This window comes from Scardovia inopinata JCM 12537, from assembly GCF_001042695.1.
Classification (GTDB): Bacteria; Actinomycetota; Actinomycetes; order Actinomycetales; family Bifidobacteriaceae; genus Scardovia; species Scardovia inopinata.
The window spans coordinates 1,525,406-1,549,344 of the sequence record NZ_AP012334.1 but is presented as its reverse complement, the minus strand read 5'-3'; the positions used below and the strand labels follow the sequence as shown (position 1 = coordinate 1,549,344).

Here is a 23,939-nt window from a genome sequence, read left to right as displayed (position 1 = left end):
CTTTTTAAATTTCTAACTTAATTTTACAAACCGCGTTAATGGCTATGCGCAAAAGCTGGGAGCCAGCAGCACGTTTGCCGGCGTGATCGCGGGGATGATGAGTCTGGTGGCAATGTTTCTCAGACCAATTGCTGGTAATCTGACGGATCGGATCTCAAAGTATCGGCTGGCTTCTTGGGGTGGCCTGCTGAGTTTTATTGGTGTGACTGGCTATATTTTCGTACCTAACAGTGGTCTGCTGCTGTTTTTTCGCTTGATCAACGGGACGGGGTACGTTCTGTGTACCGTCTGCATGACGACTTGGCTGGCCAGCTTGGTCCCATTGTCGCATGTTGGTGAGGCGATGGGACTGTATGGAATCATGAATGCACTGGCGATGGCGTTTGCACCGGCAGTCTCCATTAATCTGTATCATGTCATCGGCTACCGGCCTGCCATTATCATCTCGGCCGCGGCGGCGCTTTTGGTTGCGGTGATCGTTCCGTGCCGGTAAAGAAATTACGCTCAAATGGGTCTAGCCGAATCAAGATCATTCAAAAAAGCGCGCTGCCAGTTGCGGCCATGACGGCTCTGTTTGCGATTCCTTACTTTGCCACGCAGGCTGATATCGTGACCTATGTTGAGCAGCGTCACTTAACGGTTGCCGTGGGCGCGTACTTTATGATCTATGCGGCTGTTTTGCTGGTAATCCGGCTTTGTCTGCGAACAAAATTCGACACGGTTCGTTTCGGTAAATGGCTGATTGTCAGTTTGTTGGCCAATGTTTTTTATTTGATCATGCTGTCAATTATGAAAACCAATTGGGAAATGGCTTTGGCGGCCGCTGGCATGGCAATGGGATATGGCATCATCTACTCAGTCTGCCAATCAACGGCCTTGATGCTGGCGCCACAAGGAGAACAGGGACTGGCCAGTTCAACGTTTTTCCTGGGCGTTGACATTGGGATGACGCTGGGACCGGTTCTAGGAGGCTTGATTGACCAGTATCTGCCGCTTAAAGCTTTTTACCCGGTCATGCTGATCATCGTGCCAATCATTTTCTTGATCTATTTGGGAGATCGCAAAGAGTTAAACGGCGCGGTTGCAAAACATTAAAAAACGCTGGGTTGTCAGAGGCAATCCAGCGTTTTACATATCTGTTGCTTAATTATTAGCCAGGTCAGCCCAGGTCTGGTGAGTATAAGCCATTTGCCAAAAGCCCAGCTCATAGCTGCTGCTGCGCAAAAAGGCCGTCATCATCTGTTGTTTGACGGTTTCATTGCTGTTGGCGGCCAGTTCATTGACCAAGCCGATCAGCTGTTGGGTACTGGTATCAAAACCGACTGTCTGATAGCTGTCAAAAAATGCTTGGTAGACGGGAACGGGACTGGTCTGATCTTTCCAGTAGTCGGCAATCTCATCATAAAGCCAGTAGCAGGGTAAAAGAGCGGTCACGGCGGCAGCGGGATCAACGTTCAGCTGATACTCCATATGGGTGATGTAAGCGTAGTTGTTAGGAGCGATGGGAGCTTGCTGAATCTCTGCTGGACTGAGCTTGAGCTGTTGCAGCATAGGACTGCGCTGAACGTCTTCCCCGGAACCGTTGGCCAGCTTTAAGAGCAGCGCGCCCTGTGATTGAGGAAGCAGGGCGGCAGTTTTTTCGTGCAGCTTTTCAAACGCGGTCAGGTATTTGGTATCCTGCGTCAGATAATAGCGAAAGGTTGCCAATGGCAGTTTACCGCTGGCCAGTTCAGTGATAAATGGATGGTGAATGCTTTTTTGCCAGAGTGGTGCAGCTGCTTGATGCAGTTTTTCAGAAAATTTAGTGGTTTTTGAGTCGTTCATAAAAATTTCACCTGGTTGATCTAGTATAAAGAATTGATATGCTGAACGGTTTTTTGAATGTCAGCGCTTTGCAGAATCATTGAGATCATTGAAAGACCAGCGACTCCGGCAGCAAGCGTCTGGGCCATGTTGGCTTCGGTAATGCCGCCAATGGCCACGATTGGATGGGTGCTTATCGTGACCAGCTCATGCAGTTTTTCAAGTCCCATCGCTGGATCAGCATCATTTTTGGAGCTGGTTGGGAAAATCGGTCCACTGCCGACATATGCTACCGGCAATTGGTTGGCGTGCTTGATCTGTGCTGGCTGATTGCATGAATAGCCGACAAACATAGTGTTCCCAACCGCGGCTAAGACCTGTTCGACACGCTGATCCTTTTGACCAACGTGGATGCCGTCAGCATTGATTGCCTGGGCCAATTCAACGTCATCATCAACGATCAGCGGAATATGATGCTGATCGGCAAGTCTGCGCAGCTTCAGTCCCAGCTGCACGCGCCGTTCTTGGTTGAGTTGGCTGGTGCCTTTTTCGCGATACTGAAAGGCGGTAATGCCGCTGTCCATTGCGATTGATACGTCATTTAGAAACCGTTTTGGATCATGATTGACGTCTTGGGTACCGCCAACCAGATAGCAGTGAAGCATTTCTTCTCTAAATTGCATACTTCCCTCCTAGACGGCCCAGTGATTCAAAGGACCATGCCCGTGACCAACCTGGATGCCGTCGCGAATCGTGGCTTCCACGTAGGCCTTGCCGATGCGAATCGCGTTTTCCATTGATACGCCCTTAGCCAGCTCGGCGGTAATGCAGGCAGAGATCGTATCACCAGTACCATGCGTGCGTTTGGTGTCGATCCGAGGCGAGCTCATCCAAAAGCTGGATCCGTCAGCCAGCAATACAAAGTCACTGGCCTGTTTTTGATCATTAAAATGACCGCCCTTAACTAAGACGTTCTTGGCACCTAAAGCCTGCAGCTGTTGCCCAGCTTTTTTCATATCGGCGTTGTTTTTGATCGTTATTTCAGCCAGTGCCTCTGCTTCCGGTAGGTTGGGCGTTACCAGATCGGCGAGGGGAAGCAGCTTGGTCCTGACCGTGCTGATTGCCTCATCGGTCAACAGATGTGCGCCGCCTTTGGCAATCATGACTGGATCAACTACTAGTGGTCCAAAGTCGAATTGTCCAAGATTGGCAACGACGGTTTCAACGGTTTCAGTATCAGCCAGCATGCCCGTTTTGCAGGCGCGAATCTTTAAGTCGGCGTTTAAAGAGGCAAACTGTTCATCAATGATTTTTTTAGGCAGCGGCATGGCGTCTTGAACGCCCAGCGTGTTTTGTGCCGTAATGGCGACTAAAACAGTCGTGGCAAATACATGCCGCATCTGCATGGTTTTTAGATCTGCCTGCATGCCAGCGCCGCCACCTGAATCAGAGCCGGCAATTGAAAGGGTTTGGGGAAATTCGTTGATCATCTTTAGTCTTCTTTCTGTAATTCGGTTTGCCAGGCTGCAATCAATTGATCATCAGCTTGGTAAAGATTGTCCAAAAACATGTCATACCAGCGGCTTGGCATCTGGGTCTTGTTAGCAGCGGCCTGGCCGGCTAAGGCAAATACCTCACAAGCCGTGGCAGCCGCTTCCAAGACACTGCCTCCCAAACCGATAAAGGCCGCGATAATACTGGAAAGCATGTCGCCAGTTCCTACATGAACGGCAAACAGCGGCGAGCCAAATGGAACCTTGATGACTTTTTGACCATCAGTAATAATATCTACGGCTCCAGTCATTGCAACGACGGTTTGATATTTTTGGGCACATTTTTGCGCGATGGCGGTCAGATCACCATCCCCAGATCCCGCGTCGATTCCGTGGCTTTGCCAGTCAATTCCGGCTAAGGCCGCAATCTCGCCGGCGTTTCCGCGGATACAGGCAAAATGATACTTATTTAAAAGCTCATTGGCGACCTGGGTACGATAGGCGCTGCCGGCACACGCAACCGGATCAAAAACGGCTGGGACCTCTAAAAACTGCGCGGCGTCCATAACCGCTAGCATTTCTTTTCTTTGTGCGGCTTCAACGGTTCCCAGATTAATCGTCACGACCTGGGCGATCTTAACCATGTCTTCAGCTTCTTCAGGGGCCTTGGACATGATTGGCGAAGCACCTAAAACGTTTAAGCCATTGGCAACGTCAGCGGGCGTGACCATGTTGGCTACCGTCAGCACTACTGGATTTTGCTTGCGCAGCTGTGCAATCAGACTCATATGAATTCCTCCTTTGATTGGCTGAAATAAAAAATCCGCGAACTCGTTAAAACGCTCGCGGATCTGGTTGATTCCAATTTAAAAAAGAAAAAGCACTTTCCTTCGCAAGCATCGACTTAACAGGTTCAAAGAGTTTACGCGTCGCTGCGCGCGTCTCAGTCCAGAACATGGACTCCCCTAGTGCGGAAAAATATTCAACTTAGTTTTTAGTATAGCAGAAAATCCCGAATTGTCAAATTTCTAACTTAATTTGACAATTCGGGAAAGGAAAACGGAATTAAATGAAATCCGAAGATTTCATCTAACTCCGCTTATTATTAGGGACTTATGTCACAGCCCCTTTTGATCCTATTCAGTCTGCAGATTAGCTGATGGCAGATCCATAGCTGCGTTCTGAGCCGGCATAACAGCATTTAGAAGCGTTAATTGCGCTAAGGCCTCAACCCACTCGGCATCATCATTTAAAGCTGGCAGCAATTGATATTCGCTTCCACCAGCAGCCAAAAAGGCAGCGCGGTTCTCCTCGCCCAATTCTTGAATCGTCTCCAGACAGTCAGCGGTAAAACTAGGCGCGATGACCAGTACCTTGCGATAGCCTTGCTTAGGCAGCGCGGTCAAAAGATCTTTGGTGGCCGGCGTCAGCCACTTTGCCGGTCCAAAGCGCGACTGATAGGCTTGAAAACAGGGAACCTGCAGCCCCAAACGCTCAATTACCGCCATGGTCGTTTGCCGGCAGCGCTGGGCGTAAGGATCCCCGGCCTTTTGATAACTGAGCGGAATGCCATGATATGAAAAGACGATTGCATCTGGATTCATTTTAGCAACCGCTTTTTGCAGTTTATTCGATAATGCTTTGACATACGGCCAAAAACTGCTGTAGTCACTGACGAATCTAATTTCCGGAACCGTTTTGCGATCCTGGTAAAACCGAGCGACATCATCTTGAACCGAAGCCGTGGTTGTAGTTGAATACTGCGGATACATTGGAATGATCGTTAAATCGGTGATTCCTTGAAACTCAAATTCTTTTAAGACCGCACCAATCAGCGGCTGACTGTAGCTCATGGCATAGCGAACCGTATAATCCGGCAGTCGCTTTTGCAGCAGCTGGGCCTGGCGCTGAGTATAATGCAGCAAAGGTGAGCCAATCTCTGATGACCACAGCTGCTCATAATTGGCAGCCGACTTGGGAGCATGTTTGGGCAGCACCATCATGTTTAGAATTGGCTGCCAGATCAATGGCGGCATATGAATGACCCGCCGATCGCTTAAGAACCGCCGTAGAAATCTGGTAACCGCTGGAACGCTGGGATCACTTGGCGTTCCAAGATTAACCAGCAGAATGCCTTTTTGATTTTTTTTCATAGTCTTGCCTCTTACTCTTATTTGAAATTCAATAGGATCATTCTACCACGACATCTAGTAGCTATTTTTAGGATTAAATGCTATATATTGTGTTCAGGCTGATCAAATGATTATCAGTGAATCTCAATAAATTTAAACCCGACTTGATTCAAATCAATTTCTCCGCTTAAATCTCTTTTTATTTCAAATTAAACTTCGATAAAATTTCTGCTGGCTTGCACTATGCCAAGTTATTTTGTAAGATGAAAACGATCAATCATTCATGTCTGGGGTGCCATACGGCTGAGATAATACCCATTGAACCTGCTCTGGATAATTCCAGCGAAGGGAGATACGGTAAATAATCTGTCGTAATCAGCCCCACTGTGGATCTTTTCCATAGTGGGTTTTCTTTTGGACAGGTGATTGAAAATTTCAATCATTAGGAGGGTCTTTCATGGCCAAAAAAAATAACAAGTTTCATCTGCGCGACATCATCCTGCTGGCATTGGTCGGCATTATTTTTGGGGTGATCTACTGGGCAGCTGCCTTTATGTACAACGCGCTGACCATTGTCTTTACGCCGCTCAAACTGCCAATGATGGGTAACGATCTAACCATGGGACTTTGGTGCATGGCCGGTCCGATGGCAGGATTTATGCTGAAAAAACCTGGGGCGCCTTTCCTTGGCGAGTTTTTAGGCGCCGCTGGTGAAGCCTTGATTGGTGATCAATGGGGCGCGGCAAATCTGATTTCTGGTGCCGTCCAAGGGGTTGCCAGCGAACTGGGTTTTACGTTTACCGGCTACAAACACTACGACTGGCTAGGGGCCGTTTCAACAACCATTACCACGACGATCGTAACTTTTGCCTGGGATTGGTTCCGCAATGGCTATAACAAGTTTGGCTTCAAAAACGTTTACTACTTTAGCGGCCGGCTGCTTTCAATGTTCTTCTTCTGCGGCGTTTTGGTAATGCTGATCGAACGGCTGTTGGAACGCTCGCACGTCATGAAACGCGAGGAATTTAACGACTAATGAATCATTTGGCAATTGACAATCTGACTTTTGCATATACGCCAAAGCACCCAACGTTAAAAGACGTTGCGCTGAAAATTCCGCTTGATTCCTGGACGCTTTTTTATGGTGCTTCCGGCAGCGGCAAATCTACGCTGATGCGCCTTTTAGCCGGCTTATTGCCCAAATATGGCGGCAAGATTCTAAGGGGAAGAATTCAGCTGCCTAACAATTTAACCGTTGCGATGATGTTTCAGGATCCCGGTATGCAGTTCGCGCTTGATACGCCGCAGCATGAATTGGAATTTGCTTTGGAAAACCTGCAGCTGCCTGCTAAAGAGATGCCCGCTCGCATTGAACATGCCTTAAAATTCTGCGGCATTGAGCATCTGCGCGACCGCCAGCTGACTACGATGTCAGGCGGTGAGCAGCAGCGGGCCGCCTTGGCCGTTTTAGTCGCGATGGATACCGACATTTTGCTGTTGGACGAGCCATTTGCCAGCATCGACAACCATAATCGGACTTTGTTGATTCAGCAGCTGACCTTACTGCAGCAAAAGTATCACAAAACGATTATCGTTGCTGATCATGATCTGCATGGCTATCGCGGCTTGGCTAAACAGATCATTCATTTTGAAAATCAGCGTGCCCAATTGCTTGATGCCGCTGCCAGTGATGCACTGCTTCAGTCTGCCGATCAGCTGGCCGCCATAGTCCACCATGTCAAACTGCCGACTGCCAGCGACCAGCCGATTCTAACGCTCAAAAAAGTAGTGATTGAACATGGGGATCAAAAACTGATCATGGCAAATGACTTTTCATTTTTCAAAAATCGGACGACGCTGCTGACTGGCGCCACGGGAACCGGGAAATCCTCATTGTTTAAGGCTATTACACACTTGGCGGCCTACCAGGGAACGATCGTCTATAATGACCAGGACAGTCAAAAAATCAAACCGCGCCGTTATGCTCAACAGGTCGGCTACGTCTTCCAGCATGCCGTCGACCAGTTTCTTAGCATAACGGTTAAAGAGGAGTTGGCGCTGAGTCTTAAAAAGGGCCGTAATCCCTACTTTGACGAGGAACACCTAACCGTGGCACTAAAGCTGCTTGATTTGAATAAATTGCAGGATCGCGTGGTCTACTCGCTTTCTGGCGGTCAGCAAAAAAAGCTGCAGCTGCTCTTAATGCTGATGATGGGGCAGCCGGTTCTGCTGTTGGATGAGCCTTTTAGCGGCCTTGACCTTCATTCGCTGCACAATGTCGTTGATCTGATCAAGGCCAGCCAAAAAGTCTACCCGCAAACAATGATCATTATCAGCCACCAGCTGGAGGGGCTAGAAAAGCTGATTGATCGGCACGTAAAACTGGCAGACTGTCAGCTCAGCTATCGGGAGGAATTTTAAATGAATCCAAGTTTTAAACTGTTGTTGGTGCTGATCATTGCCTTAGAAGTCTCGTTTACGCGCCATTTAACGATTAATCTGGTCTTAATCGCCGTTGCCATAATCTATCTTTTGACTAAGCGCATTCGGCCTCGCTTGTTTAGCTGGCTGTTTTTAATGCCGTTATTTCCAGCAGTCGCGGTATTTATTACGATTGCCTGGTTCAGTCCCGGTCATGACTATTTTTATGCCTGGGTGCTGTTTTCACGAATCTATGTCTACGTTTTTACCGGCGCGGCTATTACGCAGACCACCAGTCCCCTGGAGCTCACCCGCTCTTTGGAACAAAATCTGCATCTGCCCAGCAAGTTTGCCTATGGAACGCTGGCGGCCGTCAATCTGATTCCTCGGATTAAAATGACGGTTAAAACGATTCGCGCGGCTGGTCAAATGCGGGGCATCTATTTATCTTGGTGGTCGCCAACGCTTTATTTCAAGGCAATCCTGCATGACATCACCTGGTCGGACCAACTGGCGCAGGCTATGGAATCACACGGCTACGTTGAGGATCGCGCGCGGACCAGCGTTCATCAGATTGCATTAACGACTCGTGATTGGTCAATATTGATAATAAGTGTTATTTTGATACAAATTATTACATTTGCCTTACCATAGCAGATTCGATATAATTAAACCCGAATTGTCAAATTAAGTTAGAAATTTGTTGAGTGTCAGAAATATGACTCATGAATACTTCTAGTGGTGTACGATAGTTAAGACTTTTACGTGGAATGTGGTTGCGACGACTGGCAATGGCTTGTATTAATTCATCAGGCAAACTTCGAAAGTCTAACGACTTTCTTAACCCGTCGCGACGCAGAAGACCATTATTATTCTCATTGAGTCCTCTTTGATTAGGAGCACCGACATCCGCAAAGTAAATATTCAAATCAAACTCATTGGCTATTGCTCGCCAGTTGGCAAACTCTTTCCCATTATCAAAGGTAATGGACTTAAACAAGTGCCTAGGCACCCCCTGGAGCCACTTTCTCAGGGTGCTAGTTACAGCATTAGCCGACTTATAGTGAGAGTTTAAGACAATCTCAACTTTAGAGAGACGTTCCACCAAAGTTGTCACAGCTCCTTGATGATTTCTACCTTGAATAGTATCACCTTCGAGATGGCCAAATTCCTGTCGGAATTTAGGATAATCAGTTTTTCGATTATGAATACTCCGGCCTAATTGGCCGGCTTTACCACGATGTTCAACATAACCATTAGGGTGATGTTTACCTTTCATGGGAAGCGTTGAAACATCAAATTGGCCACGTTTAAACATTCGATAAAGAGTCCGCATAGAACAGTCAATATTAACTTCACCACGACCAATAATTGTGTCAGGAGTCCAGCCTAACCCCACCTTTTGTCGAATATATTTAACTTGATTTGAAGGTAGAGTCGCAGGCTGTCTGCCGTTGTGAGACTTATTTACTTTGTACTGCTCATAGTATTGAGTAATGGTGTTACCGCAGTTCAAATAGCGGTAAACTCGGTAAATTGTTTCTCCACTACGATGGAGTAGCTTCGCTACTCGATAGGCTTTAACCCCCGAGCGCCAATAATCAGATATAAGGCGCCACCAGGATAATTTGATTGACTTTTGTGACTTTTGCCGCCTCCATACCCACTGCCGGGTGAAAAATCACTGGCAACTCTTTGAACGGCCCTCAAGAAAACCGCCCAGTCCAACGACATTTTCTTCACCTCCTATGAGAACCTGGTCTCGCCCAAACTGTCGACGGTTTGCCTGACTGAGGGTAAGCACGGCTCGATCTTGCCCCAAATTATAGCTCTGTTGATTTTAAGGGGGCGGAGGTCGGCGACACAATTGACTACGGCTTGCGCTACATTCAAAACCGCGACTTGGGCGACCACCGCCTGCGGATTACGACCCGCCACGGCGTCCGGAGCTTGCGCTTGTCCGACCGGGAAGAGGAACTGCTAAAGCAACTCGTGGGGGAAAACGAGGATAAGGTCGGCTGCTATTTAATTCACGGCTGCCGGCGGGTACAAAACCAAACGATCAAGCGGTGGGCGATTAACCATAAGCTGCGCCAGCTAGCGGCTGATTTCTACGGCAATCAGGAGCTAATGAGCTACCGGACGATTCGCCGTAGCGGGATGATGTATTGGCTGACCGAGCGGGCCCAGGAACGCTTCGGAGCCGTCAGGGGGCTTTCGGTTGACCAGCGCAACGCCCTGATTGATGAGTTGATGGCAACTTGGGATTTCACCGTCGCCGCCACCAACGGCCGGGTAACCATCCAACGGGTCTGGGATCAGTACTTGGCCTCAACCAAACACGGGATTACGAGGGAATAGCCACGGAAGTAACCACGTTTTCAAAGTGAGTGCGGTCTAACCTCCTCGACGGGCCGTAGGGCTAAGGATAGGGGACAGGTTAACGCCCTCGGCGGTGTTCTGTGGCCAGACTTAGCCACAAGGTCCGTGGTTGGGAGCACGTTATCTGCCTAACATTCGTGAACACAGCAAGAGAGTGGGAAATAACCTTCTCGGCAGGTCGTATGACTAAGCTAGGGCGAACGGTTAGTGCGGAACGCACTGTTCTTCAGCCTGCTTAGGCACTAGGACTGCGGTTATTTACCACGTTTTCTGTCCAACATTCGGGAATACAACAAGAGGCTGGGAGAAAACTGTGTTTATCCCAGCCTCTTTAGTTATTTATGGTCAGATCTTTTGTTCTACGTCGGTTACGTGCACGACCAGGACTTCCCGCAGCCAAGGGAAGTTAGCCTTCATCTGGTCAAAGTATTCACCGCTGGCTAAGAACTCCCCGGTTGCGTGGACATGGTAGCCCCGCCCCATCCCATCGGTTCCTGCAAACTTCTTGGAGCCAAAGGCGATCGTTAACGGACTGGACTTTTTCTGGACGTCGGCTTCAATTGACCGCATCCCGGCGGCCGGAATTAAGAAGGTTTGGTCATCAATAACCTGAACGGAGTCGCTCCAGGTGTTAACGACGTGCGCCGGATTACCTTCGACGGAGACGATGGTGACTGGCTGCGGATCTGGCATGATTTCTAATAAGCCCTTGGTAAGGGTGGTACTTTTTTCAAGCATTAAAATACCTCCATTCTTTTTGATGTACTTATTTTATCGTATAATGGTGTCAGATCTTGTCACCATTGCAAAAAGGGGAAATGAACTTGCAAAAATCCGCCCGCCTCAACCAAGAATTGATTTACCTCAGCGATAAGCACTCCTTTCACTTAAGCGACCTAATGACCACCTTCAAAATCTCTAAGCGGACTGCCCTCCGCGACATTGAAAGCCTAGAACAGTCAGGTCTCGCCCTTTATTCAACGCCTGGTCCGGCTGGCGGCTACCACCTAATTCAAGAGGGGTTGTTAACGAAGGTCCACTTTAACCCTGATGAAATCCACGCCATCTTCTTCGCCCTCAAAGCGATGTCAATGATGAGCGAAACGCCCTTTAACGAACCTTTTAAACAAATTAGGGCCAAGCTCCTCATGAATTTAACCCCTAATCACCAAGCGGGGGTTCGGCGGCTAGAAGATGCGGTCACCTACTACACCGTCCCCGCGGTCAAACACAACCCGTACTTGCGGAACCTATTGACGATTATCTCGCACAATCACTTAGCCAGCGTCACCTTTAACGGTCAGGCTCTGACCATCCAGCCCTATCAGCTTCTTTACCGGGACGGATATTGGTTGGTGGCTAGCTGGAACCCGACCAGTCAAACTTGCTGGAACTACCGGTGCGACTGCCTAACTAGTTGCCAAGAGCTAGCCTCGCCCCTAGCGCTAACCAAACAAGAGCTCCAAGCAAAAATTAAGCTCTTTAATCACGGCGAGGGTGGGGTCAAGTTCAAGGCGTTGCTAACAGAGCATGGTCGGGACCACTTCTTGCGGAGTAATTACCCCAGCATGCGACTGGAAGAAAACGCCGGCCGCTACTACTTGACTGGCTATTATAACGAGCGGACCTTCGATTACGTCGTCGACTACCTCTTAACCTTTAGCGACCACGCCAAGCTTCTAGAGCCCCAACCGCTAATTGACGGTTATTTAAAAAAATTGCGCACCCTGCTGAATCAGTATGCCGATTAAGTGGGTGGAAAATAACTTTCTCGGCAGGTCGTCTGACTAAGCTAGGGTGAGCGGTTGGTAGGGTACGCACCGTTCTTCAGACGGCTTAGACACTAGGCAGGCTTGGCGGTTATTTGCCACGTTTTCTTTCTAGCATTTGGGAATACAACAAGAGCCTGAGAGAAAAAGTGGCTCTTCTCCAAGGCCGCCTTAACGACCCCGGGACCGGAAACCCCGGCGTTGATGACGACGTCTGGTTCGCTGACCCCGTGGAAGCCCCCGGCCATAAAGGGGTTACCCTCGACGGCGTCCATGTTAATTCCGCTGCGGGTGGAACCAACGTTGACCGAGGCGCAGACCAACTCGGTTTCGGCCAGGGCTTGGGGAAGGGAGTTAATTAAAACGCGATCGCCGCTCTGGTAGCCTTTTTGGGTAAGGGCCGAGAAACCGCCGATAAAGTCGATCCCCACAGCGTGCGCGGCCCGGTCGAGGGTCTTAGCGTACTTAACGTAATCGGCATCGCCACTCGCGGCGGCAATTAAAGCGATCGGTGTAACGGTGACCCGCTTGTTAACGATTGGCAGGCCAAATTCGGCTTCGATCTGGCGCCCGATCTTGACCAGATCCTGGGCCTTAGTCGTGATCTTGTCGTAAATTTTTTGGCTCTGCGTCAACTGGTGTTGAAGAATAAATTTGTCATTTGAGGCGGTTCTAGCCGTCTTTGTCATGTTATGCCGTGATTTGGTAGATTCGTTTGAAGAAGTTCAGCTGATTCTTGAAGCCAAAACAGGATCGTTTGAGTGACTTGATGAGGCGGTTAACGCCTTCGATCGGACCGTTGGAATAAGGGCTGGTGACAGCGGTGAGAACAGCGACTTTGTGTCGCTTAAGCGTCGCGATCGTCATGTCAATTGCCGTACCGTTTGGCTCGTAAGTAGCTAACAGGTTTGCCAGTTCTGCGGGATGTTTCTTCACCATCAAGGCATCATGAAGCGCTAAGTAGGTCTCGTAGGTTTGCTTGAGCTTGGGCTCAGTATCAAGTGCGATATCGATGGCCTCCTGTTGCGTGACGTATTCATTCAAACCAAACAGGAACTGTTTGTGTTTAGCGTCAGGCGCAGTTTGATGAAAAAGCCGCCAGTTTGTCTTCATGATCTTATAAGGACGGCTGTGCTTGTCATCAAGCTGTTTGAGCGCTTGGACGCGTACCTGATCAAGGGCACGAGCCGCAAGTTGAATGATATGGAACCGATCAATGACGATTTGGGCCTTGGGGAAAACCTCATGAATAATCGTCTGATAAGCTGCGTTCATGTCCATGGTGACCGTCTGGACCCGAGTGCGTTCAGCGAGTGAATAATGAGCGATGAAGAAGTTTTTAATCGTGCGGTTGAATCGATCACCAAGCAAGGCAATCAGACGATGTGAATCGGCATCAAGACAGATAAACGACATCATGCCATGAGTGGAACGGAACTTATCAAAGCAGAGTCGCGTGGGTAGCCGGCGAGCCGGTCGGAATTTTAGATTTTGGTCAATGATCCGTTGAACCGAGGAAGCTGAGATCCCGATAATACGGGCGATGGTTTTGACTGGCAACCGTTCATGCGCTAACTTCATGATTCGCTCTGTCATGTGAGCGACGATCGTGTGGTTGGGTTGCACGAGTGGCGTCTTGGCACTGACTGTGTGGTAACAGTTATGACAGCGCCATCGTTGCTTGTGCAAGTCAATGACTGTCGGTATTTCAATCCCGTTGAGGATGCGCACGTGGGCTGTGTAAAACCCGTTAGGGTGCAAGGCCTCAAAGCCACACAGTGGGCACCGGGTTAACCGGTAAGTCAGCTCGGCATCAATCACATGATACTGGCGGCGACGTACCCCGTTGCCGCGATATTCATGACGAACAAAGGCAACTTTGATATGATGGTCTGGTATTCCAAGGACGGACAGTGTAGGATCGTATTGGGACATTTACTCATAACCTCGCTTGCTTTTGGTTTCGACGCTAACAAGCATAGCATGGACACTGAGTAGGTATCTTTTTGCGTTATCCAAAAAGAGCCTACACGTTCAGTGTTGATTATTTCTCAACACCAGAAAGTGTAGACCCATTTTTAGTATCCTTGTGTGTCCTTATCAAAACTGCTCAGTTGATTGCCGATATTAAGCCCAAGGCCCATCAACCACGACTTTACCAATCATATGTCCTGACTCAACCAATGCGTGGGCTTGTCGCAGATTTTCAGCATTCAATGGCTGCAGGGTTTTGGTTAGCGTGCATTGAATAGTACCATCATCAAGCAGCTTAGCCACCTGGTCGAGAATGTGACCTTGTGAGGCAAGGTCATAACCATACCAAGACTTAGAAAACATCCATTCCCAGGCGAACGTCGCTCGTTTTTTAGTTAGTTTCTGCAAGTCAATGCCGCGCCGATTTTCGGTAATCGCAGCAACCCAGCCATCAGGACGAATCATCTCCGCGATCTCGTTCCAATGGTCATCAAGATGGGAGAGATTTAAAATATAATCGACGTTTTTGAAACCAGCCGCTTTTAACTGTGGTGGCAATGGCTGCCGATGATTGAGAACGAAATCGGTACCGTGGTCTTTGATCCATTTTTGCGAATCAGGCCGTGAAGCAGTGGCGAGTACCTGCAGGCCGGCCCAATGTGCAAGCTGCGTCGCGACTGAACCGACCCCGCCGGAGCCATTGATGATTAGAATGGTGTGCTCAGCGTCCGTGGCTCGATCATGCAGTGGTATGTGCAACTTTTCGAATAAAGCTTCCCAAGCGGTTAAACTGGTTAATGGCATTGCGGCGGCTTGCGGATCACTTAAAGATGCCGGGGCATGCCCGACAATGCGTTCATCAACTAGCTGATATTCAGCATCACTGCCAGACCGCTTGTAACTGCCAGCGTAAAAGACGCGATCACCAATCTTAAAGCGGGTGACATCGCGACCAATACCGGCAACGGTTCCGACTGCGTCCCAGCCGATCACTTTTGGATGAGCTAAGCGACCATGACCAGCGCCGCGCGTACCGGTATCGACAGGATTGACTGAGACGGCATGAACGTTAATCAAAAGATCATGGCCCTCAGGTGTTGGTGTCGGTAACGTTATATTTTCAAGACTATGTTCATCAGTAATCGGCAAATGCTGGGTGAATCCAATTGCTTTCATGACGAGACTTCCTTTCAATGACTTAAGCTTCACCTTGTATGTTAACTGGAAGGCACTATCATAGTAAGTGAATAAATTGTAAGTGAAAACGATGTGGAAGTCAGCTTCTGCATCAGCAAATGTGTTTTTAAGGGAAGTCCTATTGATGTCACGAGAAATTTACGATTGTGCTGCAGGCTGTCCCGTCCAAAATACGGTTGACGTGATTGCCGGTAAATGGAAGAGCGTCATTCTCTATCATCTTTTTCAAGGCGATGCGACTCGGTTCAGTACACTCAACAAAGCCATTCCATCTATTACCGAGCGCATGCTGGCATTACAGTTGGCGCAACTCGAGGCCGATAATATTATCGTCAAGAGAGCTGGTTATGCAGACGGACGGGCTACAGAATACCAATTAACCGCACTAGGCCAGACCCTAGCACCTGTCATTCAGGCTATGGCAGCTTGGGGTGAAGCATATAAAGTGCGGCGAAAAGCATTAGCTTAATTAAGAATAACCTTTATGGCGAAAAAAATCCACGGCATGTCAATTTCAACACCACTTTGTCAAAAGGAAAGTGGTGACCCTATATTGGCGCTGGTCCGCGTCAAGTAGACAGGTGAAATAATTAAAGTGCCTATGCAGTTTCCTTTACGGCATGATTCCGGTATGTCATCGGGGTCATGCCGTTTAGTGTTTCTTGACGGCGTTCGCTGTTATACCAGTTTATTGCCGCCTCAATACGCTTCATCATTTCTAGTTCCGATAAACAGTGCTCAAAGGCAAATCTCTCGATCTTGAGGTGACTCTACAAGCTCTCCATAGGGCTGTTATCGCCTGGTGTCCCGGGTCGTGACATGCTGTGCGTGATACCTTCGCCCGCCAGGAACGTGTTGTAGGTGCTACTTGTGTAAGCCGTTCCCTGATCACTGTGTACGGTATCAGGCTTGATACCGTCATTATTCACGATGGCCAGTTTCATTGTTTTAGTAGCCAAATCAACCGTCTCTGGCGGTGCTACGCACCAAGCAATCACGCTGTGGTCATGAAGATCCTTTACGGCGCTTAGCCGTAGCCTCTGTTTGTTGTCCTTGCCGTAGGTGATCTCTGAGCAGTCGGTCACCCAGACTACGTTAGGAGCGACTGGGTGGAAAGCGTGACCCAGGTTGACGGTGTAGAGCTTATTGACGAGGAGAAACTCCTTCTTCTCCTCTTGACGGTCACGCTTTGCCACACGAATGGAGGCGCGGATACCTGCCAACCGCATGATTCGGCGAACTCGGCCTTGACCCACGTAGTATTGCGTCTCCGCGTTGATGTAGGCAAGAATGATATGGATTGCCTGCGGCAACCCATATCATTCTTGCCAACGTATCAGATCGCGAAGGCGCTCTTGCTATGTTCAGTTTATCGAATCAAACGCTCGAATCAGTTCAGCGTGTCATGGTTGATGGTGGTTATATTGGACCAGACTTTTCGGATCAAGTGAGACTTATTTTGGGTGCTAATACAATAGTGGCTAAGCGCAATGAGCTTCATACGTTCAAGGTATTGCCACAACGATGGATCATCGAACGCTCATGGAGCTTGCTAGATAAGTGCCGGCGGCTATGGAAAAACTGCGAGCGCAAGCTCAATTCAAGCCTCCAAATAGTTGTGCTAGCTTATTTAGCGCTGGTTCTCAGAAGATACTAGACAGGTTCTAAGATCACATTATGTGTCTGCATATCGCCACTTAGCGACCACGCTAACAGGTGGCTTTTATTATATAGGTATCCACGGTAACCGTTGAGCTGGACAATGCGATTGTTGTTGCTACGCCCAAACCATTGTTGCAGGTTCTTGTTATACACGCCATCAGCGTACTCACCGGAAATCTTTGTCGTTTTAGGAAAGGCTGGTCGCTTGCGCTCAGAGCTTGCATGACTGTGCATCATACTGTAGGTCACAATGGCAGATACGCTTTGCGTCCTTCCCAGATCATCCAAACCGTCAAAATAAGTTTGAGCGCGTGTGGTTTTCGCTTTTTGTGCGGCTGCTACCGTTTGCTTAAAACTATTTTCAAAAATTGGGACGTTCTGATTAACCATTGTGTAGTTTTGCGGGTACTTTGCCAGATCAAACGGTAAGTTGGCAAGATCGCTGTTGGTCTGCGCGGTTTCAGTGTGCTTGCTGACATAGCAGAGGAAGTCGCAGATTTAGTTTTGTTCGACTGACTGGCATTCGAGTTTCCAACTGCTGAACAACCACTGATGCTAATTGCTAATACTGTACTGAGGGCTAAAAGCCATTTCGTTGTTAATTTCATATGGGATCCCTTTCTGATTCATAGTGGAGGCCTTGCTGAGCAAATAACGCTCAGTAAGGCTTAGTTTGCGTAGGGGCGGCGGGCCCTAAGCCGACCCGCACGCCCTGGCAACGTCTTGTCGTCTCAGGATAGGTAACTGGCAAGTCCAGATTGTACCTAAACTCGCCAATTCTAGCTTGCAGGATAGCACATTGCATACTCAAGACTTGTACATAAAGCTTGTGGCGTGCCGCCACGCGGGCATGCCCGCAGGTGCCTTTCTACTGCCGGTTTTTGCCTTGCTTTGATTCCGCATTCAACCAGCAACAAAGCCGCTAAGGAACAAGTTCCTAAGCGGCTCTAGCAGAAAAAACAAGGGCCGGACAAGATTTTGTTCCGCAAAGACCGTTCCACAAATTTTTGCCACTTTCGCTACGCTCACCCTTGCGTTTTCTGCTGTGGCTGGTGTGGCTGTTACATCAAAGGCGGCTTCAAAAAACCGCCGGTAGAAAGGGTGACAACCATGAAAAAATTACCATTTTATCTGCCAATGATTGAAGACGATGAGGAGGGTGTTTTTGAGAGTTGGCCAAACGGACAACGAACGCACGATAAGTTGAGTAGTGGCCTACTTGGTTTTATTCAAGAAATTGCTCGCAAGAGTGAACTCACTAGTCAAATTGAACGTGACCGTCTTGGCAATCAGCGGCTTGCTTTTTATGCCAATGGGTGCGAAACCCCGTATTACGTCACAGAAGACTTCCTGTTTGCTTCTACGCAAGCCCATGAAGCAACAAAGCTATTAGTAACAGCGCTTATGCTAGGCGATAGCAAGCTGACGGCGGTTGTATCTGACAAGTTACTAGCGAAGCTCACGCCAGAGACGCGCACCTTTGCAAAATATCAGCTTATCAATCAATCTGCGCAACGGTTTATGGACGAACACGTCAGCGTAGTAGTTATCAAATAGGAGGAATAACTAATGAAAAAAGGGAAAATGTATCAGGTCAGCATTGACGAAATCGAATATCAACCACACTTCATTATGGTGTATGCCAGCGAAGACGCAAAGGACAAAGATCTACAACGGCTCGCAACAAACTTTATTTTGAGTCAAAACCCAGAATTGCCAGAAAGTGCATTAGTCGATAGCGTCATCGTTGAACCCGGGGATATGAATGAGGAACCAGACGTTGTGGCCGCTGGGTTTGGATTTCCAAAAATTGAATGGGGCGTCAAACTTGGCTTACTTTACGCGCAAGCTGTTCACCATGCTAGCTACGATGACGATGAGTTTGATGAGGTGGCTTACGTTCGGGACGAAACACAGGCGAAACGATTTGAAACCGAGGCCGCCGCAAAAGAATTTGCTAAATGGCTCAACCCGAATTGTGAAGTTGTTCCACTGGAAGAAGGTGACACCCATGATTGACCAACAACAAGCACAAGCGGCATTGAGTGAAGTCATTGAGGAACTGGACAGCGATACCTTTAACCGCCTGCGTCACGCGTTAGAACTCGTTGATGCCTATATTCGGCAAGAAAAAGAAATCGAAAGAGGTCTTTAACTGTGAAAACTACCTACGACGAAATTGTGAAACAGCCATGTGACAAACTCGCCCAGACCATGCAGGACATGACTTATTGTTACAACGAGACTGTGGTACCTAAGAAGCACTACAAGAAACTTCTGACGAAGCAACTTGAAGAGGTCGTGGCTGACAGCGTGGCTGTGAATATGGTCAATGCCTACTACAAAACACTTGCTAAATTCAACAAAGGTAATCGAGAGTGGTTCGTACTTGCTATCTTGTGTATTGAATTAGGAGTTAAGCCTGACAAAGCCAGTGCGCAGGAGTTAAGCACCCTGCAGATGATTACTAGCAACGTTACTGGGAACCAAGCACCACTACTCAATCCAGACATCAAGAATGCCTTTGAAGGTGCTATCAAGGCTTAAAGAGTGCAAGCATAGTCTAGTCAGATTGTGCTTTTTCTGTTATAATGAGAATACAAACAGGGAGTACCCCCGTAAGAGTACTCCCCTAGCAGAGCCGTTAAAGACGGCTGGCATAGAATTTCAATCTAAAGACCGTTAACTCCAGCCAAGAAGTTTAATGACGGTCTTTTTGATTGTCTTGCATTGCTTTTACAAGGGTCACAAAGGTGTTCACAAGTGACAGTACGAAACTGCCAAATGCTAACATCAGCGTGATTGCCTCAGCAACGGACAAACAGGCACCTCCTTTCACTTGGATTTTGAACGTCTTTCATAGGCGACCACCTCTTTGTGATTGGATTTACCAACCGTCATTAACTTTTCTGCTAATAATATTATAGCACATAAACGGCTATATTCCTAGAGCCACAAGGGATATAGCCGCTTTTGCGTTACAGAAAAAGCCGCTTCGGCCAAGGCCGAGAAGCGTGGGGCGCCTGCCCCGCCCACGCGCTTCGGGCCTCTGCCTGCCGCGAGGATTAGATCCGATCTCGGCAACATAATGCAACGGAACGGCAAAACCCAGCCGTTCTCGTCGCCAGCTCGACTGAAACCCAGCAGGTAGGGCATTACATACTTTGCTCTAGTCCTGCTGCACGTTGCTTTTTATGCTGCTGTTGCGGCTTAACCGGCTGAGTTTGTTGATACTTCTGCTCATCTTCTTTGTCTACAGCGTTGTACCCGTACTGCTTAATCAAATAGGCGCACTGTTGAGGATCGTTAGCTTCAAAGAACCCAACTACTTTATCTGGCTGCTGACGATCAACGAGCGAGAATTGATCTTGGCCGTTGGCAATTAGTTTGGCAGTTTTTCCATCCTGACGACGATAGGTCTTTTCTAACTGCTGATTGATCGGTTCTTGCTGTTGAGCTAACTTGGCTAGCTCATTCCAATCTTTAGCAATTTTAGTCACCGGCAAAATGCCATTATCAGCTTGGTAACGTGTGTTGTAGTAAGAAGACTTGGTAGCTAAATGTTCGAGGTCATGATCCTCAATACCAGGATTTAGTTTCTTTGTAATGGCGTCCCAATCAGGCTCGTTATCACTGGTGCGGTTAGCTTTGATGAACTTTGCCGCGGTTAGTAAAGCCTCATCTGAATTAAAGTTAGTTTTTCCAGGGTTGGGATCGATCAGTACGCTGTTTTTGGCAACGGCTTGTGGCAGCGGAAAAGCTTGCTGGAAGTTCGTTGAAAGATTGGTTGTTGCTTTAACTGCTGCTGCCAACTCACGCCAGTCAATGCCCGCTTGATCCGCAGCTTGTTTCAAGCCTTGGTAAGTCGTCTGGGTGATCGCATTATCCTGTGGAAAGAGCGGCTTAAAGGTGGTCACCTCAGCCTCGGTATTCGCTAAGATGGAGTCTTGCAGTTTGTCATAAAGCTGATGACCAGCTGGGTCATTGTCGGAACCGACATAAATAGTGGCTGGCAATTGTCCTTTTGTTTTATACATATTGACCGCCATATTCACGACACTTTCAACTTCGGTACCATCAACTGAGGCAATCATGCAATTAGTCAGCTGCGGGTGTTGTGTCCAGTAACTCAACGCATCAATCGGTGACTCAAAGACATATACAGATCTTGAGGTTTTCCCAAACTAAAATTGAAGCCAAAATCTGATTGCGAATTAGCGGCAATCTTTTTTTGCGTGCCGCGTTTACCGTATTTTTTAAAATCAATTTCGGTACCTTGAATACTAGCACCAACTGCTTTACCGTTGCGTGCCCATTGAAAGATCAGATTGTTTTGTGAGTCCTGAAAAATGAGTCCTTTTTGGTACAAGCGGTCAACCATATGAGGATTAATCCCTCTGGCGATGGTGAGGTAGTCCCGTGCTCGATCAAAACTATCAGCTCGTTTCAAATAGTTATGATAGGCTGCCTTCGGCGCAGTTTGAATCTTTGTTTCATCGTAGTGACCAGCGTTGAGAAACTTGACAGCCTGATAGAAACCTTTCTGATCTAAAAAGGTGGTGGCGAATTCAATCGTACCACCACCTAAATTCTGGGAGTTCCATTTCCATAGATTCTTTTTTGTATCAATCACTAAGGAATCGTGATCGACACCGCAGTAGTAATCACGTGAATCCTCCTTGAGATCAATGCCAGCACTACGCGCAATATCAACTAAGAGCCTGTTTAGTGTCTTTTGAGCATGAAGCGAAGAAAAGCTAACGTAACCATCATTGCGCTGGTGTGAAGCTTGCGTTCACAGTTTTTCCAGAGGCGACGGCACTTTTCTAACCAGCCAAAGCTTCGCTCGATCACCCACCGTTGTGGGGTTACATGACCATGCTTTAAATCACTTTGCTTGGCAATGATGACATCTGCTCCAATGCTATTGCCAACTAAGCTGGCAAACTTATCTCCTGTATAGCCGCCGTCAACCATGATCTGCTGGACAAGGTTAAATTGATCTGCATGTAACATCAATAGCGTACTCGCCGCGTCACGATCAGATACGTCACCCGTAGTGACGTGAATTTCCTGGGGAAACCCTTGATTATCGACGGCTAATGTTCGCTTGATGCCTTTAATTTTTTTGCCGCCATCATAACCGGAATATTTTGCTGTGTCGGTGTTTTTAACACTTTGAGCATCTAATATCAAGAACGAGGTTCTTGTTGACCGACCTTGGTTGAATCGTAGGGAAGCGACAGTTTTTTTAAAACCCTAGTTAATAGGGTCATCTTCATTGGGGTGTCTTGTTTTGTCCAAAGTACCCAGTAATAATAAACGGTTTGCCACTTCGGAAAATCACTCGGAAGGTCACGCGTAATATCGCTACCATAGTGATGAGTAAAAGTTTGCATGAGCTAACTCCATTTTTTATACAAAGCATACCTGAAATTTAGCTAGTCTGCAAAGACACTAAACAGGCTCTAAAGTGTGGGTCGTTTCGTTTAGCATATGCCTTGCCTTCTTGTGTTCGGGTAACGATCATATCACGTTTAAACTGCGCAAACGCACTAAAAATCGTAAAGGCTTGTGGGTGTGGGTAAAATCCACGGTTTGTCTTGAATTAAAAACAGGAAGTTACTTTTTATAAGCGAAATTGTAGACAGCTGACATCTATCGTGCTATTTTGTAAAAGAAATATGTTACTGATAAAAAATAAGTAGCGAGAATTTGGATTAGGAGTCTAAGTATGAGACATTTTAAGAATATTATTATTGGTTTTGGTAAAGCTGGTAAGACTTTGGCAGGGAGCCTGACAAGTCATGGTGAAGAAGTGCTTTTGATTGAAAAAGATCCAATGATGTACGGCGGAACATGTATCAACATCGCATGTTTGCCAACTAAGAACTTGGTAATTAACTCTCAAAGAGGAGTTAAGTATGAAGAAGCTTTCGAAATTAAGGAAGCTATGACAGCAAAACTACGCAACAAGAACTACCACAAGGTAGCAGACCAAGACTTGGCAACTGTGCTTGATGCAAGTGCTGAATTTATTGATGATAAGATAATCAAGGTAACTGATGAATCAGGTACAGAAGAATTAACATTCGACCGTCTTTTCATTAATACTGGTGCCGAAAGTAATGTACCAAATATTGATGGCCTAAAGATTGACGATAAGATATTTACTTCAACTGAAATGCTTGCTAAAAAAGAACTTGCTAAGAATCTGGTTATTTTAGGTGGTGGACCAATCGGACTTGAATTTGCTTCAATGTATGCTGGCTTTGGCAGTAAAGTAACTGTAATTGAACCAATGCCAAGTATCTTGGGCCGGTTTGAACCAGAAATTGCTCAAGCAGCTAAGGCTGATATGGAAGCAGATGGCGTTACCTTCATGCTTAAGTCTTCTTTGACCAAGGTTGAAGAAACTGAAGCTGGTCTTAACTTAACCGTTAAAACCGAAGATGGTGTTAAGGACTTGCAAGCAGATGCGATGCTTGTGTCAGTTGGCCGGCACCCAGCCACTGCTGCCCTTCACCTAGAAAAAACCAGTCTTGAAGTTGGCCAAAGAGGCGAAATTGTCGTTAACGACAAGCTTGAAACCAGTGTTCCTAATATCTACGCTATGGGTGATGTTGCCGGTAGCTTGCAATTTACCTACATTTCGCTTGATGACTGGCGGATTATGGACAATCAACTCTTTGGTGACAAGACTAGGACTAAGAAGAATCGTCCAGTTTTTGCTAACTCAATCTTCATTAAGCCAGCAATTTCTTCAGCTGGACTAACTGAAAGCGAGTTAAAGGCCCAAGGTAAAGCTTACAAGGTCTTAACAATGCCTGCAGCTGGTGTGCCAAAGGCCCAAGTCATCGGCAACCCAAGAGGCTCATACAAGGCTTTGATTGACCCAGAAACCCACGAAATCTTAGGTGCTACTATTTACGCTGAAGAAGCTTACGAAACTATCAATGTCATTACTTTAGCAATGCAGCACCACTTAAAGGCTGAAGACTTGCGTGACCAAATTTATGCTCACCCAACTATGACAGAAGCTCTTAATGACTTATTCAAATTCTAAAAACTAAAAAAAACTGACTTATCTCATAACTTGAGTAAGT

The 23,939-nt window shown here is 47.5% G+C and carries 33 protein-coding genes, 1 pseudogene and 2 riboswitches; of the genes and pseudogenes, 14 read left to right on the top strand and 20 right to left on the bottom strand.

The window, feature by feature from the left end; all coding sequences use genetic code 11:
- Positions 1 to 55 precede the first annotated feature (55 nt).
- Both SCIP_RS08230 and SCIP_RS08225 read left to right on the top strand, forming a co-directional pair.
- The gene (locus SCIP_RS08230; protein ID WP_258190539.1) at positions 56 to 493 is read left to right on the top strand and encodes an MFS transporter; all 438 of its coding nucleotides are present in this window, start codon (positions 56 to 58) and stop codon (positions 491 to 493) included.
- Positions 484 to 1,095, top strand: coding sequence for an MFS transporter (locus SCIP_RS08225; protein WP_196792709.1), 612 nt, complete (start codon positions 484 to 486; stop codon positions 1,093 to 1,095). The genes SCIP_RS08230 and SCIP_RS08225 overlap by 10 nt, the downstream gene beginning before the upstream one ends.
- Positions 1,096 to 1,143: 48 nt before the next feature.
- Here the strand turns inward: SCIP_RS08225 and SCIP_RS06375 are convergent, their stop codons facing one another.
- The 5 genes from SCIP_RS06375 to hemH all read right to left on the bottom strand — a co-directional run bounded on the left by SCIP_RS06375 (position 1,144) and on the right by hemH (position 5,449).
- Positions 1,144 to 1,824 (bottom strand): TenA family protein, encoded by a 681-nt coding sequence (locus SCIP_RS06375; protein ID WP_006293520.1) that lies wholly within the window; start codon positions 1,822 to 1,824, stop codon positions 1,144 to 1,146.
- Positions 1,825 to 1,844: 20 nt separating this feature from the next.
- Entirely contained in the window at positions 1,845 to 2,486 is a 642-nt protein-coding gene (thiE, locus tag SCIP_RS06370) for a thiamine phosphate synthase (protein ID WP_006293521.1), read from the bottom strand.
- A 9-nt stretch (positions 2,487 to 2,495) separates the two neighbouring features.
- A complete protein-coding gene (gene thiD, locus SCIP_RS06365) occupies positions 2,496 to 3,293 on the bottom strand; it encodes a bifunctional hydroxymethylpyrimidine kinase/phosphomethylpyrimidine kinase (protein WP_006293522.1) in 798 nt (265 codons plus the stop codon).
- Between the two features lie 2 nt (positions 3,294 to 3,295).
- Positions 3,296 to 4,084 carry a hydroxyethylthiazole kinase gene (gene thiM, locus SCIP_RS06360; RefSeq protein ID WP_006293523.1) on the bottom strand — a complete coding sequence of 263 codons (789 nt, stop codon included), beginning with the start codon at positions 4,082 to 4,084 and terminating at the stop codon, positions 3,296 to 3,298.
- Between the two features lie 80 nt (positions 4,085 to 4,164).
- A riboswitch (TPP riboswitch) is annotated at positions 4,165 to 4,273 on the bottom strand.
- A 159-nt stretch (positions 4,274 to 4,432) separates the two neighbouring features.
- Positions 4,433 to 5,449 carry a ferrochelatase gene (gene hemH / locus SCIP_RS06355; protein WP_006293524.1) on the bottom strand — a complete coding sequence of 339 codons (1,017 nt, stop codon included), beginning with the start codon at positions 5,447 to 5,449 and terminating at the stop codon, positions 4,433 to 4,435.
- A gap of 257 nt (positions 5,450 to 5,706) precedes the next feature.
- Positions 5,707 to 5,796: riboswitch (TPP riboswitch) on the top strand.
- Between the two features lie 89 nt (positions 5,797 to 5,885).
- Between hemH and SCIP_RS06350 the strand changes: the two genes are divergently transcribed.
- From SCIP_RS06350 to SCIP_RS06340, 3 genes are read left to right on the top strand one after another with little or no spacing between them, the layout of a single operon-like run.
- Positions 5,886 to 6,464 (top strand): ECF transporter S component, encoded by a 579-nt coding sequence (locus SCIP_RS06350; RefSeq protein WP_006293525.1) that lies wholly within the window; start codon positions 5,886 to 5,888, stop codon positions 6,462 to 6,464.
- Complete coding sequence (locus tag SCIP_RS06345) at positions 6,464 to 7,849, top strand: ABC transporter ATP-binding protein (RefSeq protein ID WP_006293526.1); 1,386 nt, start codon at positions 6,464 to 6,466, stop codon at positions 7,847 to 7,849. Before SCIP_RS06350 ends, SCIP_RS06345 begins: the two co-directional genes overlap by 1 nt.
- The gene (locus SCIP_RS06340) at positions 7,850 to 8,503 is read left to right on the top strand and encodes an energy-coupling factor transporter transmembrane component T family protein (protein ID WP_006293527.1); all 654 of its coding nucleotides are present in this window, start codon (positions 7,850 to 7,852) and stop codon (positions 8,501 to 8,503) included.
- Positions 8,504 to 8,531: 28 nt separating this feature from the next.
- Here SCIP_RS06340 and SCIP_RS06335 read toward each other — a convergent pair whose 3' ends face one another.
- Positions 8,532 to 9,482 carry an IS30 family transposase gene (locus SCIP_RS06335; RefSeq protein WP_048349283.1) on the bottom strand — a complete coding sequence of 317 codons (951 nt, stop codon included), beginning with the start codon at positions 9,480 to 9,482 and terminating at the stop codon, positions 8,532 to 8,534.
- Positions 9,416 to 9,583: a hypothetical protein gene (locus tag SCIP_RS08220; protein ID WP_006293530.1), complete on the bottom strand. Its 168-nt coding sequence runs from the start codon at positions 9,581 to 9,583 to the stop codon at positions 9,416 to 9,418. The genes SCIP_RS06335 and SCIP_RS08220 overlap by 67 nt, the downstream gene beginning before the upstream one ends.
- Before the next feature lie 144 nt (positions 9,584 to 9,727).
- Between SCIP_RS08220 and SCIP_RS08105 the strand changes: the two genes are divergently transcribed.
- The gene (locus SCIP_RS08105) at positions 9,728 to 10,210 is read left to right on the top strand and encodes a hypothetical protein (RefSeq protein ID WP_196792710.1); all 483 of its coding nucleotides are present in this window, start codon (positions 9,728 to 9,730) and stop codon (positions 10,208 to 10,210) included.
- Positions 10,211 to 10,576: 366 nt separating this feature from the next.
- Here the strand turns inward: SCIP_RS08105 and SCIP_RS06320 are convergent, their stop codons facing one another.
- A complete protein-coding gene (locus SCIP_RS06320) occupies positions 10,577 to 10,969 on the bottom strand; it encodes a hypothetical protein (RefSeq protein WP_006293533.1) in 393 nt (130 codons plus the stop codon).
- An 80-nt stretch (positions 10,970 to 11,049) separates the two neighbouring features.
- On the opposite strand from SCIP_RS06320, the gene SCIP_RS06315 reads away from it, so the two are divergent.
- A complete protein-coding gene (locus SCIP_RS06315) occupies positions 11,050 to 11,982 on the top strand; it encodes a helix-turn-helix transcriptional regulator (protein ID WP_171821040.1) in 933 nt (310 codons plus the stop codon).
- Between the two features lie 176 nt (positions 11,983 to 12,158).
- Here the strand turns inward: SCIP_RS06315 and SCIP_RS06310 are convergent.
- The 3 genes and pseudogenes from SCIP_RS06310 to SCIP_RS06300 all read right to left on the bottom strand — a co-directional run.
- A pseudogene (locus SCIP_RS06310) lies at positions 12,159 to 12,623 on the bottom strand (DUF711 family protein); the annotation flags it as partial.
- A 67-nt stretch (positions 12,624 to 12,690) separates the two neighbouring features.
- A complete protein-coding gene (locus SCIP_RS06305) occupies positions 12,691 to 13,935 on the bottom strand; it encodes an ISL3 family transposase (RefSeq protein ID WP_006293536.1) in 1,245 nt (414 codons plus the stop codon).
- A 192-nt stretch (positions 13,936 to 14,127) separates the two neighbouring features.
- Positions 14,128 to 15,150 carry a zinc-binding alcohol dehydrogenase family protein gene (locus SCIP_RS06300; protein WP_006293537.1) on the bottom strand — a complete coding sequence of 341 codons (1,023 nt, stop codon included), beginning with the start codon at positions 15,148 to 15,150 and terminating at the stop codon, positions 14,128 to 14,130.
- Positions 15,151 to 15,241: 91 nt separating this feature from the next.
- On the opposite strand from SCIP_RS06300, the gene SCIP_RS06295 reads away from it, so the two are divergent.
- Positions 15,242 to 15,640 carry a winged helix-turn-helix transcriptional regulator gene (locus tag SCIP_RS06295; RefSeq protein WP_219851382.1) on the top strand — a complete coding sequence of 133 codons (399 nt, stop codon included), beginning with the start codon at positions 15,242 to 15,244 and terminating at the stop codon, positions 15,638 to 15,640.
- A gap of 130 nt (positions 15,641 to 15,770) precedes the next feature.
- On the opposite strand, the gene SCIP_RS08510 is transcribed toward SCIP_RS06295, so the two are convergent.
- Positions 15,771 to 15,929, bottom strand: a complete 159-nt coding sequence (locus SCIP_RS08510) for an IS3 family transposase (RefSeq protein WP_196792715.1) — start codon at positions 15,927 to 15,929, stop codon at positions 15,771 to 15,773.
- A 12-nt stretch (positions 15,930 to 15,941) separates the two neighbouring features.
- Positions 15,942 to 16,484, bottom strand: a complete 543-nt coding sequence (locus SCIP_RS08210; protein ID WP_196792712.1) for a DDE-type integrase/transposase/recombinase — start codon at positions 16,482 to 16,484, stop codon at positions 15,942 to 15,944.
- Here SCIP_RS08210 and SCIP_RS06285 point away from each other — a divergent pair.
- Positions 16,472 to 16,828: a transposase gene (locus SCIP_RS06285; RefSeq protein ID WP_048349282.1), complete on the top strand. Its 357-nt coding sequence runs from the start codon at positions 16,472 to 16,474 to the stop codon at positions 16,826 to 16,828. The genes SCIP_RS08210 and SCIP_RS06285 overlap by 13 nt on opposite strands.
- Here SCIP_RS06285 and SCIP_RS08205 read toward each other — a convergent pair.
- On the bottom strand, positions 16,825 to 17,223 hold the full coding sequence (locus SCIP_RS08205) for a hypothetical protein (protein ID WP_196792713.1): 399 nt from the start codon (positions 17,221 to 17,223) through the stop codon (positions 16,825 to 16,827). The two genes, SCIP_RS06285 and SCIP_RS08205, sit on opposite strands and share 4 nt — an antisense overlap.
- Before the next feature lie 720 nt (positions 17,224 to 17,943).
- Between SCIP_RS08205 and SCIP_RS06275 the strand changes: the two genes are divergently transcribed.
- The 4 genes from SCIP_RS06275 to SCIP_RS06265 are packed head-to-tail and all read left to right on the top strand — an operon-like array spanning position 17,944 to position 19,380.
- Complete coding sequence (locus tag SCIP_RS06275) at positions 17,944 to 18,390, top strand: hypothetical protein (protein WP_006293539.1); 447 nt, start codon at positions 17,944 to 17,946, stop codon at positions 18,388 to 18,390.
- A 12-nt stretch (positions 18,391 to 18,402) separates the two neighbouring features.
- Positions 18,403 to 18,852 carry a hypothetical protein gene (locus tag SCIP_RS06270; RefSeq protein ID WP_040591280.1) on the top strand — a complete coding sequence of 150 codons (450 nt, stop codon included), beginning with the start codon at positions 18,403 to 18,405 and terminating at the stop codon, positions 18,850 to 18,852.
- Complete coding sequence (locus SCIP_RS08100; protein WP_006293541.1) at positions 18,845 to 18,988, top strand: hypothetical protein; 144 nt, start codon at positions 18,845 to 18,847, stop codon at positions 18,986 to 18,988. The genes SCIP_RS06270 and SCIP_RS08100 overlap by 8 nt, the downstream gene beginning before the upstream one ends.
- A 2-nt stretch (positions 18,989 to 18,990) precedes the next feature.
- Positions 18,991 to 19,380, top strand: coding sequence for a hypothetical protein (locus SCIP_RS06265; protein ID WP_006293542.1), 390 nt, complete (start codon positions 18,991 to 18,993; stop codon positions 19,378 to 19,380).
- 154 nt (positions 19,381 to 19,534) lie between these two features.
- Here the strand turns inward: SCIP_RS06265 and SCIP_RS08505 are convergent, their stop codons facing one another.
- The 6 genes from SCIP_RS08505 to SCIP_RS08345 form a co-directional block, all read right to left on the bottom strand.
- Positions 19,535 to 19,672, bottom strand: a complete 138-nt coding sequence (locus tag SCIP_RS08505) for a putative holin-like toxin (protein ID WP_006293544.1) — start codon at positions 19,670 to 19,672, stop codon at positions 19,535 to 19,537.
- 316 nt (positions 19,673 to 19,988) lie between these two features.
- Positions 19,989 to 20,966, bottom strand: a complete 978-nt coding sequence (locus SCIP_RS06255; protein ID WP_115672848.1) for an LtrC-like protein — start codon at positions 20,964 to 20,966, stop codon at positions 19,989 to 19,991.
- Entirely contained in the window at positions 20,963 to 21,466 is a 504-nt protein-coding gene (locus SCIP_RS07975) for a DUF3991 domain-containing protein (RefSeq protein WP_006293551.1), read from the bottom strand. Before SCIP_RS07975 ends, SCIP_RS06255 begins: the two co-directional genes overlap by 4 nt.
- A 92-nt stretch (positions 21,467 to 21,558) precedes the next feature.
- Positions 21,559 to 22,029: an IS5 family transposase gene (locus SCIP_RS06250; protein ID WP_040591282.1), complete on the bottom strand. Its 471-nt coding sequence runs from the start codon at positions 22,027 to 22,029 to the stop codon at positions 21,559 to 21,561.
- The gene (locus tag SCIP_RS08350; protein WP_048349281.1) at positions 22,026 to 22,232 is read right to left on the bottom strand and encodes a transposase; all 207 of its coding nucleotides are present in this window, start codon (positions 22,230 to 22,232) and stop codon (positions 22,026 to 22,028) included. Before SCIP_RS08350 ends, SCIP_RS06250 begins: the two co-directional genes overlap by 4 nt.
- Before the next feature lie 38 nt (positions 22,233 to 22,270).
- Positions 22,271 to 22,396 carry a recombinase family protein gene (locus SCIP_RS08345; protein WP_219851403.1) on the bottom strand — a complete coding sequence of 42 codons (126 nt, stop codon included), beginning with the start codon at positions 22,394 to 22,396 and terminating at the stop codon, positions 22,271 to 22,273.
- A 171-nt stretch (positions 22,397 to 22,567) separates the two neighbouring features.
- Here SCIP_RS08345 and SCIP_RS06240 point away from each other — a divergent pair, with 171 nt between their 5' ends.
- Positions 22,568 to 23,899, top strand: coding sequence for an FAD-dependent oxidoreductase (locus SCIP_RS06240; protein ID WP_006293552.1), 1,332 nt, complete (start codon positions 22,568 to 22,570; stop codon positions 23,897 to 23,899).
- Positions 23,900 to 23,939 lie beyond the last annotated feature (40 nt).

Excerpts from the sequence above, each read along its gene's own strand:
- thiD (WP_006293522.1), bottom strand. The coding sequence starts at position 3,293 with ATGATCAACGAATTTCCCCAAACCCTTTCAATTGCCGGCTCTGATTCA.
- SCIP_RS06375 (WP_006293520.1), bottom strand. The coding sequence starts at position 1,824 with ATGAACGACTCAAAAACCACTAAATTTTCTGAAAAACTGCATCAAGCA.
- SCIP_RS06340 (WP_006293527.1), top strand. The coding sequence starts at position 7,850 with ATGAATCCAAGTTTTAAACTGTTGTTGGTGCTGATCATTGCCTTAGAA.
- thiM (WP_006293523.1), bottom strand. The coding sequence starts at position 4,084 with ATGAGTCTGATTGCACAGCTGCGCAAGCAAAATCCAGTAGTGCTGACG.
- SCIP_RS08205 (WP_196792713.1), bottom strand. The coding sequence starts at position 17,223 with ATGGTTAATCAGAACGTCCCAATTTTTGAAAATAGTTTTAAGCAAACG.
- SCIP_RS06305 (WP_006293536.1), bottom strand. The coding sequence starts at position 13,935 with ATGTCCCAATACGATCCTACACTGTCCGTCCTTGGAATACCAGACCAT.
- SCIP_RS06240 (WP_006293552.1), top strand. The coding sequence starts at position 22,568 with ATGAGACATTTTAAGAATATTATTATTGGTTTTGGTAAAGCTGGTAAG.
- thiE (WP_006293521.1), bottom strand. The coding sequence starts at position 2,486 with ATGCAATTTAGAGAAGAAATGCTTCACTGCTATCTGGTTGGCGGTACC.
- SCIP_RS06350 (WP_006293525.1), top strand. The coding sequence starts at position 5,886 with ATGGCCAAAAAAAATAACAAGTTTCATCTGCGCGACATCATCCTGCTG.
- SCIP_RS06295 (WP_219851382.1), top strand. The coding sequence starts at position 15,242 with ATGTGGAAGTCAGCTTCTGCATCAGCAAATGTGTTTTTAAGGGAAGTC.
- SCIP_RS06275 (WP_006293539.1), top strand. The coding sequence starts at position 17,944 with ATGAAAAAATTACCATTTTATCTGCCAATGATTGAAGACGATGAGGAG.
- SCIP_RS08350 (WP_048349281.1), bottom strand. The coding sequence starts at position 22,232 with ATGCAAACTTTTACTCATCACTATGGTAGCGATATTACGCGTGACCTT.
- SCIP_RS08220 (WP_006293530.1), bottom strand. The coding sequence starts at position 9,583 with ATGTCGTTGGACTGGGCGGTTTTCTTGAGGGCCGTTCAAAGAGTTGCC.
- hemH (WP_006293524.1), bottom strand. The coding sequence starts at position 5,449 with ATGAAAAAAAATCAAAAAGGCATTCTGCTGGTTAATCTTGGAACGCCA.
- SCIP_RS06315 (WP_171821040.1), top strand. The coding sequence starts at position 11,050 with ATGAACTTGCAAAAATCCGCCCGCCTCAACCAAGAATTGATTTACCTC.
- SCIP_RS06345 (WP_006293526.1), top strand. The coding sequence starts at position 6,464 with ATGAATCATTTGGCAATTGACAATCTGACTTTTGCATATACGCCAAAG.
- SCIP_RS06270 (WP_040591280.1), top strand. The coding sequence starts at position 18,403 with ATGAAAAAAGGGAAAATGTATCAGGTCAGCATTGACGAAATCGAATAT.
- SCIP_RS08100 (WP_006293541.1), top strand. The coding sequence starts at position 18,845 with ATGATTGACCAACAACAAGCACAAGCGGCATTGAGTGAAGTCATTGAG.
- SCIP_RS06300 (WP_006293537.1), bottom strand. The coding sequence starts at position 15,150 with ATGAAAGCAATTGGATTCACCCAGCATTTGCCGATTACTGATGAACAT.
- SCIP_RS06320 (WP_006293533.1), bottom strand. The coding sequence starts at position 10,969 with ATGCTTGAAAAAAGTACCACCCTTACCAAGGGCTTATTAGAAATCATG.